Origin of the sequence: Gimesia benthica (assembly GCF_009720525.1) — a bacterium.
Classification (GTDB): domain Bacteria; phylum Planctomycetota; class Planctomycetia; order Planctomycetales; family Planctomycetaceae; genus Gimesia; species Gimesia benthica.
The window spans coordinates 5,550,215-5,568,975 of the sequence record NZ_CP043930.1 but is presented as its reverse complement, the minus strand read 5'-3'; the positions used below and the strand labels follow the sequence as shown (position 1 = coordinate 5,568,975).

11 protein-coding genes are annotated in these 18,761 nt (G+C 54.1%); 6 read left to right on the top strand and 5 right to left on the bottom strand.

Going from position 1 to position 18,761, the window contains the following annotated elements:
• The first annotated feature begins 78 nt into the window (after nt 1–78).
• On the top strand, nt 79–3,531 hold the full coding sequence (locus F1728_RS21695; protein WP_155365822.1) for a pyruvate carboxylase: 3,453 nt from the start codon (nt 79–81) through the stop codon (nt 3,529–3,531).
• Between the two features lie 257 nt (nt 3,532–3,788).
• On the top strand, nt 3,789–4,076 hold the full coding sequence (locus tag F1728_RS21690; RefSeq protein WP_145189880.1) for a hypothetical protein: 288 nt from the start codon (nt 3,789–3,791) through the stop codon (nt 4,074–4,076).
• Between the two features lie 20 nt (nt 4,077–4,096).
• Here the strand turns inward: F1728_RS21690 and F1728_RS21685 are convergent, their stop codons facing one another.
• The 4 genes from F1728_RS21685 to trpE form a co-directional block, all read right to left on the bottom strand.
• Entirely contained in the window at nt 4,097–4,789 is a 693-nt protein-coding gene (locus F1728_RS21685; RefSeq protein WP_155365821.1) for a hypothetical protein, read from the bottom strand.
• Between the two features lie 118 nt (nt 4,790–4,907).
• Nucleotides 4,908–5,255 (bottom strand): histidine triad nucleotide-binding protein, encoded by a 348-nt coding sequence (locus F1728_RS21680; RefSeq protein WP_155365820.1) that lies wholly within the window; start codon nt 5,253–5,255, stop codon nt 4,908–4,910.
• Between the two features lie 247 nt (nt 5,256–5,502).
• Nucleotides 5,503–7,188, bottom strand: a complete 1,686-nt coding sequence (locus tag F1728_RS21675; RefSeq protein WP_155365819.1) for an Nramp family divalent metal transporter — start codon at nt 7,186–7,188, stop codon at nt 5,503–5,505.
• Nucleotides 7,189–7,285: 97 nt separating this feature from the next.
• Nucleotides 7,286–8,794: an anthranilate synthase component I gene (gene trpE, locus F1728_RS21670; RefSeq protein WP_155365818.1), complete on the bottom strand. Its 1,509-nt coding sequence runs from the start codon at nt 8,792–8,794 to the stop codon at nt 7,286–7,288.
• 439 nt (nt 8,795–9,233) lie between these two features.
• Between trpE and F1728_RS21665 the strand changes: the two genes are divergently transcribed.
• Nucleotides 9,234–10,298, top strand: coding sequence for a protein arginine kinase (locus F1728_RS21665; protein WP_145042979.1), 1,065 nt, complete (start codon nt 9,234–9,236; stop codon nt 10,296–10,298).
• 201 nt (nt 10,299–10,499) lie between these two features.
• Nucleotides 10,500–14,255, top strand: a complete 3,756-nt coding sequence (locus tag F1728_RS21660; protein ID WP_155365817.1) for a family 16 glycoside hydrolase — start codon at nt 10,500–10,502, stop codon at nt 14,253–14,255.
• 59 nt (nt 14,256–14,314) lie between these two features.
• Here F1728_RS21660 and F1728_RS21655 read toward each other — a convergent pair whose 3' ends face one another.
• Nucleotides 14,315–15,982: an ABC1 kinase family protein gene (locus F1728_RS21655; protein ID WP_228030281.1), complete on the bottom strand. Its 1,668-nt coding sequence runs from the start codon at nt 15,980–15,982 to the stop codon at nt 14,315–14,317.
• A 189-nt stretch (nt 15,983–16,171) separates the two neighbouring features.
• Between F1728_RS21655 and F1728_RS21650 the strand changes: the two genes are divergently transcribed.
• The gene (locus tag F1728_RS21650; protein WP_155365816.1) at nt 16,172–17,440 is read left to right on the top strand and encodes a PQQ-binding-like beta-propeller repeat protein; all 1,269 of its coding nucleotides are present in this window, start codon (nt 16,172–16,174) and stop codon (nt 17,438–17,440) included.
• 15 nt (nt 17,441–17,455) lie between these two features.
• Entirely contained in the window at nt 17,456–18,751 is a 1,296-nt protein-coding gene (gene hemL / locus F1728_RS21645; RefSeq protein ID WP_155365815.1) for a glutamate-1-semialdehyde 2,1-aminomutase, read from the top strand.
• The last annotated feature ends 10 nt before the right edge of the window (nt 18,752–18,761 follow it).

Sequence of the window (18,761 nt, the reverse complement as noted above, 5' to 3'; positions counted from 1 at the left end):
GCCAGCGGGCAAATCACGCCTTGGGCCATATTGAACCAGACCATCAAACATAAAGTATACAAAGAACCAGGATAGCTCATGTCTGAGGGTAAGATTAAAAAGCTGCTCGTTGCCAACCGAAGCGAAATTGCGATTCGAATTTTCCGCAGTACACACGAACTGGGGATTCGCACGGTCGGCATCTATACCCATGAAGATCGTTACGCCCTGCACCGGACCAAGGCAGACGAAGCCTACCAGATTGGTAAGCCGGGCCATCCAGTGAAATCCTACCTGGATATCGACGCCATCATCACACTGGCGAAGCAGAAGAAAATCGACGCCATCCATCCTGGCTACGGTTTCCTCTCCGAAAACGCAGAATTCGCCCAGGCCTGTAAAGACGCCGGCATCATTTTCGTCGGTCCCCAGGTCGAGACTCTGAAATCGCTGGGAGACAAGATCTCGGCCCGTAAAATTGCCGAGCAGGCAGGTGTTCCCGTTCTCGGCGGTAGTGGTGAAGCAATTACCGATCCCGCAGAAGGACGCAAAACTGCTCAAACCATCGGCTTCCCGATCATTCTGAAAGCAGCCCACGGCGGTGGTGGTCGTGGGATGCGTGTCGTACAGACGGAGAAAGAATTCGACGCTGCTTACGAGCAGGCCCGCAGTGAATCGCTGGCGGCCTTCGGCAGTCCCGATGTATTCGTCGAAAAGTTCATCTCCCGTGCCCGTCATATTGAAGTCCAGCTGCTGGGTGACAAGCACGGTGGTCTGGTTCATCTTTACGAACGTGACTGTTCGGTACAGCGTCGTCACCAGAAGGTCGTGGAAATTGCCCCGGCTCCAAACCTGGATCCCTCGGTTCGCGAAGCCCTCTGTAATGCCGCCTTGAAAATTGGTCGGAGCGTAAATTACGAGTCGGCAGGAACCGTCGAATTCCTGCTGGATGACGACACGAACCAGTTCTACTTCATCGAAGTGAATCCTCGTATCCAGGTCGAACATACGGTGACAGAACAGGTTACCGGTGTTGATATCGTCAAATCACAGATCCTGCTCGCCCAGGGTGCTAAGCTTTCAGATACCGGAATCGGCATCAACTCTCAGGAAGAGATCAAGACTCACGGTTTTGCACTGCAGTGCCGCGTGACGACCGAAGATCCCACGAACAAGTTCATGCCCGACTATGGACGCGTTGCACACTATCGCTCGGCCAGCGGTATGGGCGTCCGCCTTGATGCGGGTACCGCATTCTCCGGTGCAATGGTCTTCCCTTACTACGACTCACTGCTGGTTAAGGTGACCACCTGGGCGCGGACCTTCAAAGATGCTTCCGCCCGTACGGAACGCTGTCTGCAGGAATTCCGAATTCGTGGCGTGAAAACGAACATTCCGTTCCTGCTGAAACTGGTCACGCACCCGACCTTCATCAAGGGTGAGTGTATTACCCGGTTCATCGATGAGACGCCGGAACTGTTCAAGTTCCCCAAACGTCACGACCGAGCTACTAAACTGCTGACCTACCTGTCAGAGACGATCGTGAACGGCAACGCCCTGGTCAAAGACCGTGCGAAAGCAAAGCGACGGATGCCGGCTCCAGTGCCGTCTTACAACAAAAAACAGATCGATCCACCGGAGGGCATGCGACAGAAGCTGCTCGAACTGGGGGCAGAGAAATTCAGCAAATGGATTCTGGATCAGAAACAGCTGCTGTTGACGGATACATCCTTCCGCGATGCCCATCAGTCGCTGTATGCGACCCGTTTCCGTACACACGACATGCTGCAGATCGCGGAAGTTTACGCCCATAACTGCCCGCAACTGTTCTCGCTGGAAATGTGGGGTGGAGCGACCTTCGATACATCCATGCGGTTCCTGAAAGAATCCCCCTGGCAGCGTCTGGCTGATATGCGGGAACGAGTGCCGAACATTCTGTTCCAGATGTTGATCCGTGCTTCGAGTGCCGTTGGTTATACCAACTACCCGGACAACGTGGTCCGCGCATTTGTGAAAGAAGCTGCCGCTGCAGGCATCGATGTGTTCCGCGTGTTTGACGCGTTGAACTGGGTGCCCAACATGAAGGTGGCGATGGAAGAAGTGCAGAAGAGCGGCGCCATCTGTGAAGCCAGTATCTGTTACACCGGCGACATTCTGGATCCGTCCAAATCGAAATACGATCTGAAGTATTACGTGAAGATGGCCAAGGAACTGGAAAACATGGGTGCCCACATCCTGGCGATCAAAGATATGGCCGGTTTGTGCAAACCTTATGCAGCCGAACTGCTGGTTAAAACCTTGAAGCAGGAAATCGGCATTCCCATTCACTTCCACACCCACGACACGATTGGCGGACAGGCGGCTTCCATTCTGAAAGCCGCTGAGGCAGGACTGGATATCGCCGACGGGGCAGTCCCGTCTATGTCTGGTGGAACATCGCAGCCGAACCTGACCACGGTGATTGAATCCCTGCGATTCGCAGAACACCAGCCGCAGGTCAACGTCGAACACCTCGACGAAATCTCCGAGTACTGGCGTGCCGTCCGTGACTTCTATACGGCCTTCGAAAGCCCCGTACTACCAGCCGGTGCGAATCTTTACGATCACCAGATGCCCGGCGGTCAGTACACGAACCTGCTGCAGCAGGCGCAATCGCTGGGTCTAGGAGACCGCTGGTCTGAAGTCTGTCATGTCTACGCGGAAGTCAACCAGCTGCTGGGCGATATCGTAAAGGTAACTCCTACCTCCAAAGCAGTCGGCGATATGGCACTGTTCCTCGTTGCCAATGATCTGACCTGTGACGATGTCGTTAACGGCGAACGTGATCTGGCATTCCCCGAATCAGTACTGGATCTCGTCAGTGGTCGCATGGGACAGACCCCGGGCGGTTTCCCTGACGCTGTTCAAAAACGAATTCTGCGAGGAGAAGAGCCTCTCACCGAACGTCCGGGCAGTATTTTACCTCCTGCCGACTTTGAAGACGCTGCGAAGACAGTGCAGGAGATGATCAACCGCACGCCTACCGATCAGGAAGTCGTGTCTTACCTGCTGTATCCCAAAGTCTTCGAAGATTTCGCAGCACATCAGAAAGCGTACTACGATACCAGCGGCCTGCCGACCTACGCCTTCTTCAACGGACTGGAACCGGAAGAGGAAATCGCCGTCGACATCGCTCCCGGTAAAACCCTCATCATCAAGTTTCTGGCTGTTGGTAAGCCACAGACAGATGGTTGCAGAACGGTCTTCTTCGAACTCAACGGTCAGCCGCGTGAAGTGGTGATCGTAGATAAATCGTTGAAACCGCAAGACGATACCCGCCGCAAAGCAGATCCATCTGATCAGAAGCAAATCGGTTCAGTGATGCCTGGTGTTGTGGTCTCCTTGACCATCAAGGTCGGCAGCAAAGTCAAAGCCGGCGATCAGCTGCTGATGCTGGAAGCCATGAAGATGCAAACCAGCGTCATTTCTGAACAGGATGGGGTCGTCAAAGAGATTCTGATCGAGCCCGGTACTCAGGTGGAGTCGGGAGATCTGCTGATCGTCCTGGAATAATTGACTGAAAATTCAAAACGCCCCATCTTACCCAGATGGACCATAGTTTTGAATTTTGAGTTAAAGACACTAAAATCAGGATTCATTTTTTAATGATCCATTAGAGATAGTGAATCCGAGCTTCCTCATTCGCCGATAGATCAGATAACAGTACTTATTTGACCATTGTTATTCTGGTCTGAAATGAATTCCCAAAACAGCACATAGAGCGCGGTACACACGAACACCGGGCTTAAAGCAACTGGAGTAATCGGCGAATGACTGGAGAGCGTCAATCCATTCAACCTCCGCACTTTGTAATCTCAAGCGAGGGAGAAATCCTCGGCGAAGACACTCCTGAAAATCAGGAAATGGTCCGTCGAGTCGTCGCCTGCGTGAATGCCTGCGATGGCATTACGACCGAAGAGCTGGAGAGCGGAATTATTTCTGATATGCGTAAGGTGATTGCTCAAACTGCACCACTGTTGCAGGAACGCAGCCAGATGACCGAGCTGCTGCGGAGAGAGATCCGCGCTGAGATGAACGCTCGTAAGAACAAAAAGTAACGCCGCTTTTATCAGTTCGCTCAATTTGAACTGCGTCTGAAATACCCGCTGATCCGGACTTTCACTTTCCCTTTGGATTGATGTCCCGGAGGCAGATTCAGACCGATCATCAGCACGCCATCATCTTTAGGCGTGAATTCGACTTTCTCTCCGATCTTGAAGGGCTTCCCCATTTTGGGTTTCCCTTTTTCCTGTGAGAGAACAACCCCCATCAACGCTCCTACAGGTACGCCGGGAGCCAGTTCTTTCATGGGGTTTTTCTCAGGCAGCCCTTCGACGCCTGTCTTGATGTCTGTAATCAGATCATAGGTCCCGGTGGCCTGAATCCGAATTGATCTCCCCTTCGCGACCAGACCGGCAGGACCACTCCAGTTACGAGCCGCATCGATTTCAAAATCAGCGGAATTCGACGAGATCATTTTCTCATCGAGCTGATCGATCATCGCTTTCACGCCTGGGACATCTTTTTTAATGCTGAGAATCGACTCCAGCATCTCTTTGGATTTCTCATAATCGCCGGCATCAGAATATTTACGGGCGATTTCAGCAGACTGGCGAATAAACGAATCGCGGAGCTTATCAGCCTGGATATTGAGCTGTTTCACATTCCCTTTCTTGGAACTCCCCTGAGCCAGGACATCTTGCGCTGGAAACGCGATTCCCATAAAGCCGATCAGAAACAGTACCTTTCGAAAGTTTTTTGATTTCAACACGATCTCAATCCCCTGCTCATATGATGTTTTGTCTGATACTCTCATTATGACTGACAGCAGTCAGGGTTCGCAATTCGTTTCTCGCCGGCACCAGGGCTCAAATTCCCGGGAAGTCCGGTTATCCGGGTGGCCACTGTAAGGAGCGACCTCCGAGTAGATGTAAATGGAGATGATCGACCGTCTGACCTCCGGCTTTACCAGTATTGACGATTGTACGATACCCTTCTTCCAGCCCCAGCATTTCTGCCAGCTTTCCAACTGTCAGAAACAGGTGGCCGGCCAGCTCCATGTCTTCGGGCTCCAGGTGAGAAATCGATACGATCTCCTTCTTGGGAATCACCAGCACATGCACGGGAGCCTGTGGATTGACATCCTTGAACGCCAGACACAGTTCGTCTTCGTAGATAATGTCAGCCGGAATCTCCCGGTCGATAATTTTCTTGAAAATCGTTTTCTCACCACTCATCTAACCTGCATCCTTCGTCTCGTATTCGACACTATTTTCAATTTCCTGGTGAATTCCAGCAAAACCGGATCTGTTCCAGCAATTCATGCTGACAGACCTTCTCAGGCGCCTGACACTGATTATACAGAAACGGTATCTGCTGCACATCATCAGCCGGGCTGCGTTCAAAATCATTACATCATCGAGTCCCCCTGGCTGGGACACTTTTCTGACCTTAGCAATTCAGAACGCGCTGCCAATTTTCACATCAGGCGAATAACTGTTTGTAGACCCCGAACCCACCCGCCAGCAACAGACCGAGACAGGAGAGAAACAGCATCAGATCCCAGAGCCGTCCAGGCGTTAATCGCTGATCGATCCGGGTATATCGCAGATAGATGGCGGCGATCCCCAGCATTGGCAGCATGATGGCCTGCATGGTCCCCGCGATCAACACCAGCCTGACCGGATTAGCCCCGGTCAGAAATACCGCCAGGCAGAGCAGAGGCAGAATAAACGACATGCCCCTGATCCATTTCTGCAGTGCGCCCGGCTTACGTTCGTCGTAGATTCCGAAGAAACGCAGTCCGTCGGAAAAGATACGTGCATTCGCTGCATTCGCCACCAGGAATGTTGAATAGAGAACGGCAATCGCTCCCGCGAGGAAGAGCCATTTGGCGTACGTCCCGAACACAGGCACATAGGCTTCCGCCAGCGTGCTCACCATCCTCATCCCGTCTGGATCCAAACCTTCCTTGTGCAGAACAGCCACTCCCATCAGGTAAAACGCCAGGGTGGCAAAAGTGTAGATGCACATTGAAGCGAAAGCATCGATCTTCATCACCCGCATCCAGCCTTTGGCGCGAAAGGCCCAGCTAGCATCCTCTGAATGGGGGCCGGTAAAGCGGGCGTAGCCCTTCTCCAGGCACCAGTAAGGATAGGCAATCAGTTCGGTCGCTCCGACGCCAATAATTCCAAACGCTGCCAGCGCAGTAATCAGAGGATTCATGCCCCCTGTCGCTTCTGGAATTCCGAACGACAGCCCCTTCATGATTTCCTCGCCAGAAATGCTCCAGATCTCTGAAGTCTGAAGCGAAAAGACATTGCCGACCGTGATAAACGTAAACGAAACAACCAGAATCGTCGAAAGATGCTCGATCAGATTGTAGCGACCGTAGAACAGCAGAAAGGCGGTCATCACCGAAATCAAACCGGCCCAGATCTTATCGTCCCAGGTTTGCGGTTCCAGCAGGGATGAGCCCTGCTCATCGACCAGGGATTCCTGATTGCGAATCTTCTGCAGAATCATCTGCCCCTCTTCCTGCAGGGCTTCAATTCGCTGCTGCATCTTGGCGTGCCCTCGCAGATATCGCTCCCGCTCCTTGGGAGACATGGCAGCCAGGGAGCTCTCTTCGCTGTTAAGTTCCTCTTCGATCTCGAGGTAGTGCACGAATTCTTTTTCGGACGGGTATTGGATCGCCTGGCGATAATCGCCTTTAATCGGCAGCGTCAGTGCGAGAGCCTGCCCTACACCGCCGACAATCCCCCCCAGTTGCCCGATCGTACACAGGCTCATAATCAGCCAGAACCAGAGAATCCAGTTGGGAGCCTGCTGATTCGGATTCCGCATGACTCCCAGGCGGGGTCCCGGCACATGGTTCAGCGCCTGGAGCGTGGTCTCTCCCCGGGAGATGGAATAGCGTCCCAGTTCGATCTGTACGAACACCTTGATCAGACAGCCGACGATAATCAGCCATAACAGAGCAATCCCGGCCTGGGCACCGGTTTTGGTGGTTGCGATCAACTCGCCGGAACCCACAATACTGCCGGCCACAATCAGGCCGGGGCCCAGGCGTCTGACGATCCCGCCAAAACTGGTCGGGGCGTTAATGGCTTCTTCTTTCTCGGAACCCACTGATGGATCGAGAGCGCTATTCTCCTGTTGAGATTCCATCGTACTCCTGCTTCACCTTTGTTATCGACAGTGGGGATGATGTCGAAACAACTAATCAGAGCCGAAAGAATTCAGACGGTCACCACTCTGATCTGAATTATTTCAGTTGTTGTTCAGCGACCTCAATCGCTTTCAGCAACCCCTTTGCCTTGTTCAATGTTTCATAGTATTCCGTCTCGGGTACACTGTCGGCAACGATCCCGGCGCCGGCCTGAACGTAGGCCGTCGATCCCTGCATAACCAGCGTACGCAATGCAATACACGTATCCATATTTCCCGTAAAATCGAGATATCCGACGGCGCCAGCATACGGGCCCCGTCGATGTGGTTCAAATTCGTCGATGATCTCCATGGCCCGCACTTTGGGGGCACCAGAGACCGTTCCTGCAGGCAGCCCGGCACGCAAGGCATCCAGGGCCGTTCGCCCTTCGGTCAGCGTACCGGTTACATTGGATGTGATGTGCATGACATGGCTGTAACGTTCTACTACCATCACATCCGACAGTTCCACCGAACCGAACTCACTTACCCGGCCGACATCATTCCGCGCCAGGTCAATCAGCATCACATGCTCAGCACGTTCTTTGGGGTCGGCCAGCAGTTCCTCGGCCAGACGCTTATCTTCCGCCTCGGTTTTCCCCCGTTTGCGGGTTCCCGCCAGGGGCCGGATCGTCGTCAGACCGTCTTCAACACGCACCATGATTTCAGGTGAGCTGCCGACCAGATCGACTTCGGGAGTCTTGAGCAAAAACATGAACGGGCTCGGATTGACGACTCTCAGGCTGCGATAAATATCCAGTGGCGTCGCCGAAGTCTCCAGTTTCAGGCGCTGACTCAAGACGACCTGAAAAATATCGCCGGCTACGATGTATTCCTTGCAGGCGTCGACCGCTGCTTCAAAATTCTGTTGCGAAAAATTGGACGTCCACTGTAGATCCGGTTCCGCATGGGGATTCACACTGATATCCGCCATCTTCAATACGGCAGGATCCCCCGTCTGGAAGCGTTCGCAGGTTTGATCGATCTTCTCACAGGCAGCCTGATATGCGGCCTGCAGATCTGACTCACTCATTCCGGAAGTAATATGGGCATGTGCCACCACCAGCACGGTCTTATTGATCTGATCGAAGACCACCATATGGTCGTACAGCGCAAAGGACAGGTCCGGGAGCTGACGATCGTCTTCAGGTGCATCAGGCAGGTTTTCAGAATAACGCACGACATCATAGCCAGCATAACCGACGGCCCCTCCGCAAAAACGGGGAAGCCCCGGCAATTCGGGAGCCTGGTACTGATCGAGAATGGATTCCAGCTCCTGCAGTGGATCAGCGACGGTCCGCTCTTCGGTCTCTCCCTGCTGCTGGATTACCATCCGCTGCTGGTAGGCATCGATGGTCAGAAAGGGGTTGGCTCCCAGGAAGCTGTAGCGGCTGATCTGCTCACCACCCACGACGCTTTCAAACAGAAACGAATACGGGCCCTTCTCCAGCAGCTGATACGCACTGACCGGAGTCAAGGTATCTCCGGTCAACTGGCGATACACGGGAACCAGGTTCGCCTGTGTGGAAAGCTGTTGAAAAGTATCAAAATCTGGAACGTATTTCATGGGCCTTCAGTTGCCGTCTCTATGGATGACCGGGCATCCCGTTTCTAAATGTGCGCTGCGGACTCTCTTATGAGTGTTTCTGATTACAGAGACAAGCTGTCGGAGGTCCCTGTTCTCAAAAATCCGCAAAATCTCGGTCGCTGTCTACAGGTTGGGGGTGGTGTACTCCCGGAGTTTCCCGTTTCAGTTTTGGAATCCACGGGAGTGCAATGGTATTCGGGACACGCATTGCATAGAATAAATCAGAGTAACCGTTCTTCAACGGCTTTCTGACAGAACTCGGTTGTATGACTTTGTTTTCCGGGGCTGAACCAGTATGGTATTCAGTCCCCGAGTCTACACCGTTTGGGGATGAAAGTCACGCGAGTTACCATGCGGGCCGGTAACCGGATTACAGGCCCGGGGTCTGACTTATTTAGTTCAATCAAGGAGAATCAGGGTGAATTTGGATGCATTCACTCGCACGAGTGGTGAATGGCTGAGAGGAATCGGCCCGGACTCCGATATTGTGATGTCCAGCAGAATTCGCCTGGCGAGAAACCTCGCACAGTTCCCCTTTATCAATCGCTGTACGGAATCTACGTTGGGTGAGATCGAGCAGCTGATGCGGCCGATCATTACCAACCTGCCCATGCAGGAAAAACTCTCCTATCTGAATGTAAACAAGCTCTCGAACCTGGATCGTCAGTTCATTGTCGAACGCCAGATGATCAGCCGTGAGCATGCCGAACGCTCTGGTCCCCGTGGTGTGGGACTGGATAACGAGGAAAACATCGGCATCATGGTCAATGAGGAAGATCACCTCCGCCTCCAGGTTTTACGGAGTGGATTTTCTCTCGACGAATGCTGGGACACCATCAATCGGATTGATGACCTGCTGGAATCCGAAGTCACCTACGCCTTCAGTGAAGAATTTGGTTACCTGACAGCGTGCCCCACCAATGTGGGTACCGGAATCCGTGTCAGCGTCATGCTGCACCTGCCGGCACTGGTCATCACGAAAGAGATTCAGAAAGTCTTCCAGGCACTGCAGAAGATCAATCTGGCCGTCCGTGGACTGTACGGCGAAGGCAGTCAGGCCATGGGTGATTTTTACCAGATCTCCAACCAGGTCACTCTGGGGCAGACCGAGCATCAGCTGATCGACAGCATCAAGGAAGTCGTCCCCAATATCATCTCTTACGAACGGCGTGTCAGAAACTCGCTGCTCAAAGAAAATCGCCAGGGTCTGCACGATCAGGTTTCCCGCGCCTTTGGGATTTTGAGTACCGCCCAGACCATCAGTTCCGAAGAGACCATGCACCTGCTCTCCAGCGTGCGTATGGGGGTCAATTTAGGATTGATCGAAAGCCTGCCCATTTCAGCCGTGAACGAAATGTTCATCTTCACCCAACCCGCTCACCTGCAGAAGCTGCAGGGAGGCGAACTGGAATCGAGCGAACGAAATGCGGCCCGCGCGAACTATCTCAGGCAACGTATCAGCGACGCCTCCAACTCAGACTGAACCCACCTCACTCGTCTGAATTGCACTGCGTACTCGACACAGCCCTGCAGGCAGGTTAAGCTATCAGTTCTGGATCATATGTTAACCAACTCATATAAAATCAGGCTGCGCGATCGATGTCCCTGTTTTGATCTCCCCTGATTTTCACTGTTTCGATCCCTCAAGTATCCTGCAACTCTCTTCAGTAAGCGGAATATCACCATGCATACTTTCGTCCGCGTTCTTTTTACCTGCATCGTTTTCTCAACCAGCACCATCCACGCTCAGGAATTTCAGCAGCTCTTCAACGGTAAAGATCTGACCGGCTGGGAAGGTCGAGAAGGATTCTGGACCGTAGAAGACGGAGCCATCGTGGGCGAGACCACGCCAGAGCGTCCTGCTAAACCCAACACCTTCCTCGTCTGGCAGGGGGGAGATGTGGGTGACTTTGAATTCAAAGCCCAGGTCCGCTTCAAAGGCAACAACTCAGGTGTGCAATATCGCAGCGAACTGGTCGATCCGCAGAACTTCGCACTCAAAGGCTACCAGGCCGACCTGCATCCAAAACCCGAATATTTCGGAATGCTCTACGGAGAAAAAACCGGACGGGGCATCATCGCCCAGCGTTTCCAGCGTGTCGAAATTGGAGCGGATGGCAAACCCAAAGTCGTCGCAGAGATCGGCGATAAAAATCAGAAACTGAATGACTGGGAATGGAACGAACTGCGGATCGTCGCGGTAGGCAACCGGCTGGTCCACCAGGTGAATGGAGTCAACACCGTCGATATCACCGACAACCATCCCCAGGCGTTTGCGAAAGGGGTGCTCGGTCTGCAGCTTCACGCGGGACCACCGATGCGTGTCGAATTCAAAGACGTGCAATACCGGCCGTTAGCAGGCAAAGAAGCCCAGGCCGTACTCAAGGCAGCTGTCGAGAACACAAAGAAAGCCCCCGCTACCAAAACATCGTCCTCAAAAAATAAAAAGGATAAGTTCGACTGGGTCTCCGCCAAACCGGTTCCAGGCTGGATCTGGAAGACAGACAACCCGACGGACAACGCCCCCATCTATCTGCGGAAGCAGTTCGAAGTCGCAAATCAGATCAAAGCGGCCCGTCTCTATTTCACCTGTGACAATCGGGCCACCGTCTGGATCAACGGCAAAGACGCAGGCACCGCAACCGACTGGAAAAATCCCGTCATGCTGAGCGATGCACGCAAACTGGTGCAGTCGGGCCTCAATCAGATCGCAGTGAAAGCGAACAACAATGGTGGTGTCGCAGCCTTCATTCTGAAGCTGGAAATTGAAACTGCCGATGGTAAAAAGCAGCAGATCAGCTCCACTCCCGACTGGAAACTGTCGGACCAGGAGTCTCCCGAGTGGAAGCAGTCCAGCTTCGACGACTCATCCTGGAAGCTGAAGCTGAAATCAATGGGCGTCTTCGGCAGTGGTCCCTGGGGTAAACCCGGGATCACAACCCGTAGTGGTGTCGACATGGAAGAACTGGCCCAGAATATCACCATCGCAAAGGACTTCAAAGTCGAACTGCTCTATGAAGTCCCCGCCAATGAACAGGGGAGTTGGGTTTCACTCACCACCGACGGCAAAGGACGACTGCTGGCCAGCGATCAGGGAGACAAAGGCCTCTATCGCATCACAGTCACTGAGAAAGGGGATGCCCCCCAGGTAGATGTCGAAAAAATGCAGATCGACCTTTCCGGTGCGCAGGGCATGGTCTGGCACAAGGACGCACTTTACTTTCACAAGAATGGCGGCAACCTCTTCAAGGTCACAGATACAAACGGGGACGACCAACTCGATACTGCCGAAGTTCTTCCCAGCGAACGTAGCGGTGGCGAACACGGCAACCATGCGGTGATCGTCGCGGAAGATAATCAGCACCTGTATGTCATCGGCGGTAATCACGCCGCTCTCCCCCCTCAGGACAGCATCGTCCGTTCGCACGTTCCCACCTGGGACGAAGACCTGCTGCTACCCCGTGAATGGGATGCCAACGGACATGCCCGCGGTCGCATGGCACCGGGTGGCTGGATTTCCCGGTTCTCTCCGGAAACAAAACAACACGAAATCATCTCCACCGGCTATCGAAACGAATACGACATCGCCCTCAACCGGGCCGGTGACATCTTCACCTACGATGCAGACATGGAATGGGACCTCGGAACTCCCTGGTACCGCCCGACCCGCATCAACGTCGCCGTCAGCGGTTCCGACTATGGTTGGCGAAGTGGTTCCGGCAAATGGCCCGAATACTACGAAGACAGTCTACCCGCCGTGGTGAATATCGGCCCCGGTTGTCCGACCGGCGTGATCAGTGGCCAGGGAGCCAGGTTCCCGGCACGCTATCAGGATGCCATGTTCGCACTCGACTGGACGTTCGGGACGATCTACGCCATTCATCTCACTCCGGATGGCGCAGGCTATAAGGGTGAGCAGGAAGCATTCTGCTACGGTTCACCACTGCCGCTGACCGATGCGATCATCGGTAAAGACGGCGCACTCTACTTCACCATCGGTGGACGGGGAACTCAGTCGGCCCTGTTCAGAATCACCTACACTGGAAACGAATCAACCAAACCGGTTACAGAAGAACTGGCGGGCGCTGAAGCCCGAAAACTGCGTCGCAGCCTGGAAGCTTATCATGGCAAACAGGATCCAGCAGCCGTCGCAGCTGCCTGGCCACACCTCTCCAGTTCTGATCGCTGGTTGCGACACGCGGCTCGTGTCGCCATCGAATCGCAGCCCGTTGAGCAGTGGGCTTCGAAAGTATTTAAGGAACAAAATCCCCAGGCACGGATTTCCGGGGCAGTCGCCCTGGCCCGCATGGGAAACAAATCACGCCGCGATGCCCAGATTGCTGCTCTGCTGGAACTGGATCCATCTCAATTGAGCGAACCACAGTTCCTGGGACTGTTACGTGCTTACGCCCTGACGTTCATTCGCCTGGGCAAACCCACGGCAGAACAAAGAGCACAGGTCATTGCCGAACTCGACCCGTATCTGCCCAGCCAGAGCAAGAACATCAACACCGAACTGGTTCGTGTGCTGGTTTACCTGGAATCACCAACCGTGATTGCCAAAGCCCTGGACCTGATTGAAAACCGGGGTGAACCTGAAGTCCCCGACTGGACCGAACTGGCGGGACGAAATAAAAACTATGGCGGGCGTGTCCTCGACATGCTGGCCAAGCATCCGCCCACACATGAAATCAATTATGCATTCATGCTGCGAAACCTGCGTGACGGCTGGACCATGGATCAGCGTCGTGCCTACATCGAGTTCATCAACGCCTCAGCTAAATACCCGGGAGGCAACAGTTACGCCAAGTTCCTGGGTAACCTGCGTGACGAAGTACTCGGATATCTCTCCAATGCCGATCGAGCCGCTCTGGCCGACATCAGTGGTGAGAATTTCAATCCCGTCCCTGATTTCAAAATCACTCCCCCCAAAGGCCCGGGACGAACCTGGACGATCGGGGATGCCAGCCGATACACTTCCGGCGGACACCTGCAGAAAGCCAGTTTCGAGAATGGCCGGAACCTGTTCCATTCCCTGCGTTGTGCTGCCTGCCACCGCTTTGACGGACTGGGGGGCGATGTCGGTCCCGACCTGACGACCGTGAAGAACAAGTTCGATGCCCGTTATATCCTCGAATCGATTGTCGAACCGAGTAAGGTGATTTCCGATCAATATCAATCCTCGATCGTGATCACCGATGAGGGGCGTACTTTCACTGGTCTCGTTTCGAAAGACGGCGACAAAGTGATTGTCTACACGGCCGACATCAAGGCAGAACCGATTGAGATCCCGGCAGAAAGCGTCGAAGAAATCCAGGCGTCTCCTGTATCACAGATGCCTCAGGCGATGCTGAATACTCTCAGCCCCGAGGAAGTACGGGACCTGGTCGCTTATCTGCTGTCAGGCGGCGATCCCAAGGCTCGACTCTACGGGAAATAAAGCACGTCGAAACTCTTTTCTCATCGCAGCTGACACGGCGATTGTAAGAGCACCCGATCTTACAATCGACCGCTGCGGAAGACGCCGTAGATCAGCCAGATTCCCAACAGACTCGACATCATGAAAATCGGAATGCTGATATAAACCAGCCGCGTGTCCGATGAAATCGTGATGGCCGATGCGAGGATCAGCGACGACATTACCATTCCGATCGCCAGGCGGTTCCCGGAGCGGTCCATTTCGGTCGTGAGGTGATCAATGCCTTTGTGATCCAGGTGGATCTGCAGTTCGTCATCGGCCAGTTTCCCGAGGGTTCGCCCCACCTGTTCAGGCAGATCATGCATCACCTTGGAAAAGCTGCAGGCTTCGGACCAGATGCGGCTGGCAATAGCTCGCGGATGATATCGCTCCGAGGAGAGTTTATAAATGTACGGTTCCATTTCCTGAGCGATATTCAGATCGGGGGCAATTCGGGAAGCCACCCCTTCCAGGGTGATCATGGCCCGAATCAGCAGCATGATATCGACCGGACAGCGAATGCGGTGAATCGCCAGGATGTTGATAAAATCGGTCAGCATCTTGCCGACACTGATCTGATCCAGCGGGATTCCATAATAATTGCCGATGAAATCGCGAAGATCCGCCCGGAGCAACTGATGATCGACGGCCCGCTTGGCTTTACCGATATTCAACACAACTTCGACGAGTTTGTTCGTATCCTGTTTGGCCACATTCAGTAACAGGTCGACCAGCAAGTCGCGGCGTTCCTCTTCCAGAACCCCAATCATGCCATAATCGATCAGGCAGAGCGAACCATCATGCAGGACCCGGAAATTCCCAGGATGCGGATCAGCATGAAACACGCCGAATTCGAAAACCATTTTCATAAAGATCCGTGCCCCGTTCGCGGCGACCTCATGCGGACTGATGGGCAGGTTTTGCAGTTCCTGTTCGTCATCAATCCGATAGCCGTCGATGAATTCCATAGTGATGATGTCACCCTGGGTCATCTCGGAGTAGATTTTAGGAACATACAGCGTGGCATCATCCTGGAACAGGCGATAAAACTCATCGGTTGAGCGGGCCTCTCGGCTGAACTGCAGTTCGCGATGAATCGTTCGTGAAAACTGATGGACCAGTCCTACCGGATCGAAGACTTCGGCATCCGGAAAATGGCGTTCGATCATGGTCGCCAGTTCGTGCATCAGGCTCAGGTCCTGCTCGATCACCCGGTCGATATCGGGCCGCTTCACCTTGACTACCAGCGGCGTACCGTCGTGGTGACGGGCTTTATGCACCTGCCCCAGCGAACCGGCGGCCAGAGGAGCAGGATCAAACTCGGCATACAGTTTGTCGATGGGTTCTCCCAGTTCGCGCTCGATGATTTCAATCGCGATTTCACCGGGAAAGGAGGGAACCCGCTCCTGCAGTTTTTCCAGTTCCGCGACGACATCGCGGGGTACCAGATCGGGGCGCGTGCTGACCACCTGACCGAATTTGATAAACGTGACGCCCAGGCTTTCCAGAGCAAGGCGAATGCGTTTCGCACGAGTGAGCTTGATTTCGGGTTCGGTGCGTTTCCAGAACAGCAGCCTGCGGCCCCAGCGGAGATAACGTCTCAGCCCCAACTGATCAACGAGATCATCAAAACCATAATTCACGAGAACGGTAACAATCTCGCGACTTCTGCGTAAGTTTCTGATTAACCGAAATGGGTTTGAGTCCAAAGTTTTCTCCTGGCGGGCAAACGATCTCACGAAAACCCTTTCTCGAAAGCGCAGCCTGTTCGATGGTTGGTTTCAGCTTTTATCTTATCAGACTATAACAGACGTTCCTATGCAGCCAAGCCCCGTTCCTGCTAAAATGAGATTCCCTGAAATCTGATCCCCGTTCATCTGTAAGGCGGAGCCCGACACATGAGAATTCTGCAAGGCATCTTACTGCTGCTCATCCTCTTCACCAATCCCGTTTGTCAGGCGGGAGACTGGCCCCAGATTCTGGGTCCCTATCGAAATGCTCATGCTGCTGACGAAACCATCGCAGCGTCCTGGCCTGCGGGCGGACCGGAATTGAAATGGCAGCGTCCCGTCGGCAGTGGGTTCGCAGGTGTCGCTGTCTTTCAGAATACACTGGTACTCTTTCATCGGGTTGGCGATCAGGAAATCGTCGAAGCACTCAATGCTGTTACGGGAGAACCGATCTGGAAACAGTCCGCCCCGGTCAGCTACCGGGGAACCTTCAACCCGAATGATGGTCCGATCGCTGTCCCCTTAATCCATAACAATTGGGTTTACACTTACGGCATCACGGGCCGCCTGCAATGCCTGGAACTGAAGACCGGCAAGGTAGTCTGGTCGCGCGACACTCATAAAGAATTCCAGGTCAGTGATGGTTACTTCGGAGTGGGCAGCACCCCGATCATTGTGGAAGAGAAACTGCTGGTCAACGTGGGTGGTAAACGTAAGAATGCCGGCGTGGTCGCGTTTTCCCTGGACAAGGGCTTTACCTTGTGGCAGGCACTGCAGGACGATGCCAGCTACTCCTCGCCGACCTCTGCCTTTCGACATGGTCGCTTCTACGCCATCTTCATCACCCGGCTGCACCTGACCGGCCTGGATCCGAAGAACGGCAATGTACTGTTTCAGTTCCCCTTTGGTAAGCGGGGCCCCACGGTGAATGGTGCCGACCCGGTAGTGATCGGCAACAACATCTTTGCCACAGCCAGCTACGGCGTGGGTGGTTTCTGGGGCCAGATTGAACAGATCGGCACACGGGAAATCTGGCGCAGCGAAAAGCCGATGTCCAGTCAGTACACGACGCCGATTGAATATGATGGCAAGCTGATCGGCATTGATGGTCGTCAGGATATCGGCACAGCCCGCCTGATTTGCTTTGATCCCCAGACACGCAAAGTCGAATGGGCCGAGAACGATTTTGGATACGCGACGTTACTTGAAGCCGACAACAAACTCATTATCATGAAAACCGATGGCACACTGGTACTGGCCGAAGCCTCCCTGGATGCCTATAAAGAACTGGCCAGCGAGCAGATCTTCCACTCCACGACACGGGCTCTGCCCGCCCTGTCTAATGGTCTGCTTTATGTCAGAGATTCAAAAACATTGAAATGTCTCAAGCTGGGGTCAGATGCCCCGGTCACTCCTGAAAAAACGACTACGAACTAGAGGAACTCCTGATCCATGACAGCCCGCTCCCGTACGCGAAGTGAAGCAGAATTTGAACGCGCCCTGAAGGTCATTCCGGGAGGAGTGAACAGTCCGGCGCGGGCCTTTGGCGCCGTGGGTGGACACCCGGTCGTCATCGATCGCGGCGAGGGACAGTACCTGTATGACATCGACGGCAACCGCTACATCGATTTCGTCGGTTCCTGGGGCCCCCACATTCTGGGACACCTGCATCCCCAGGTCATGTCTGGAATCGAAGAGGCACTCAAAAAAGGGACGAGTTTTGGAGCACCTACGGTACTGGAAAGCGAACTGGCGGAACTGGTCGCGGAACTGGTTCCCTCCGTCGAGAAAGTTCGGATGGTGAATTCAGGAACTGAAGCCGCCATGAGTGCGATTCGACTGGCACGCGGCTACACCGGACGGGATAAAATCATCAAGTTTGCCGGCTGTTATCACGGGCACGTCGACAGCCTGCTCGTCCAGGCAGGCAGTGGTGCGTTGACACTCGGCGCCCCCTCCAGCCCCGGCGTTCCCCAGGGATGCACAGCCGATACCCTGGTCCTGGAGTACAACGACATAGAGCAACTCAAGGAAACATTCTCCCAGGCAGGTGACCAGATCGCAGGTGTGATCCTCGAACCGGTCGTGGGTAACATGGGGGTCGTCCTGCCAGAACCGGGATTCCTCGAAACGGTCAGAGAACTCTGCACCCAACACCAGTCGGTCTTCATCATGGATGAAGTCATGACCGGGTTTCGTGTTGCCCTCGGTGGCGCACAACAGCGATTCGGGGTGACTCCTGACATCTGCATGCTGGGCAAAGTCATTGGCGGCGGTATGCCTGTCGGCGCTTATGGCGGAAAAGCAGAAATCATGGATGCGATCTCTCCTGTCGGCTCAGTCTACCAGGCTGGGACCTTGTCGGGAAATCCAATCGCGATGGCCTCCGGTATCGCAACGCTCCAGTGTCTGCGGGAAACTAATCCCTACCCGGAACTGGAAGCGCAGACGCAGCGACTGACAAAAGGGCTCTCCGCAGCCGCTTCCAAAGCAGGTCTGCCTCACACGCTTGCAGAATGCGGCTCGATGTTTACGCTGTTCTTCAATCCCGAAAAAGTGACCAGCTTTGCGGTCTCTTCCCAGAACGATACAGAGCGATTTGCCCGCTATTTCCAGGGCATGCTTGACCGGGGTATCTATCTCCCCTGCAGCCAGTTTGAAGCCAACTTCGCTTCCACCTGCATGACAGATGAAGATATCGACCAGACGATTCAGGCAGCAGAAGAAGTGCTGCAGAGTATCGGCTGATCGATCTCAT

Excerpts from the sequence above, each read along its gene's own strand:
- F1728_RS21660 (WP_155365817.1), top strand. The coding sequence starts at position 10,500 with ATGCATACTTTCGTCCGCGTTCTTTTTACCTGCATCGTTTTCTCAACC.
- F1728_RS21695 (WP_155365822.1), top strand. The coding sequence starts at position 79 with ATGTCTGAGGGTAAGATTAAAAAGCTGCTCGTTGCCAACCGAAGCGAA.
- F1728_RS21680 (WP_155365820.1), bottom strand. The coding sequence starts at position 5,255 with ATGAGTGGTGAGAAAACGATTTTCAAGAAAATTATCGACCGGGAGATT.
- trpE (WP_155365818.1), bottom strand. The coding sequence starts at position 8,794 with ATGAAATACGTTCCAGATTTTGATACTTTTCAACAGCTTTCCACACAG.
- F1728_RS21650 (WP_155365816.1), top strand. The coding sequence starts at position 16,172 with ATGAGAATTCTGCAAGGCATCTTACTGCTGCTCATCCTCTTCACCAAT.
- hemL (WP_155365815.1), top strand. The coding sequence starts at position 17,456 with ATGACAGCCCGCTCCCGTACGCGAAGTGAAGCAGAATTTGAACGCGCC.
- F1728_RS21690 (WP_145189880.1), top strand. The coding sequence starts at position 3,789 with ATGACTGGAGAGCGTCAATCCATTCAACCTCCGCACTTTGTAATCTCA.
- F1728_RS21675 (WP_155365819.1), bottom strand. The coding sequence starts at position 7,188 with ATGGAATCTCAACAGGAGAATAGCGCTCTCGATCCATCAGTGGGTTCC.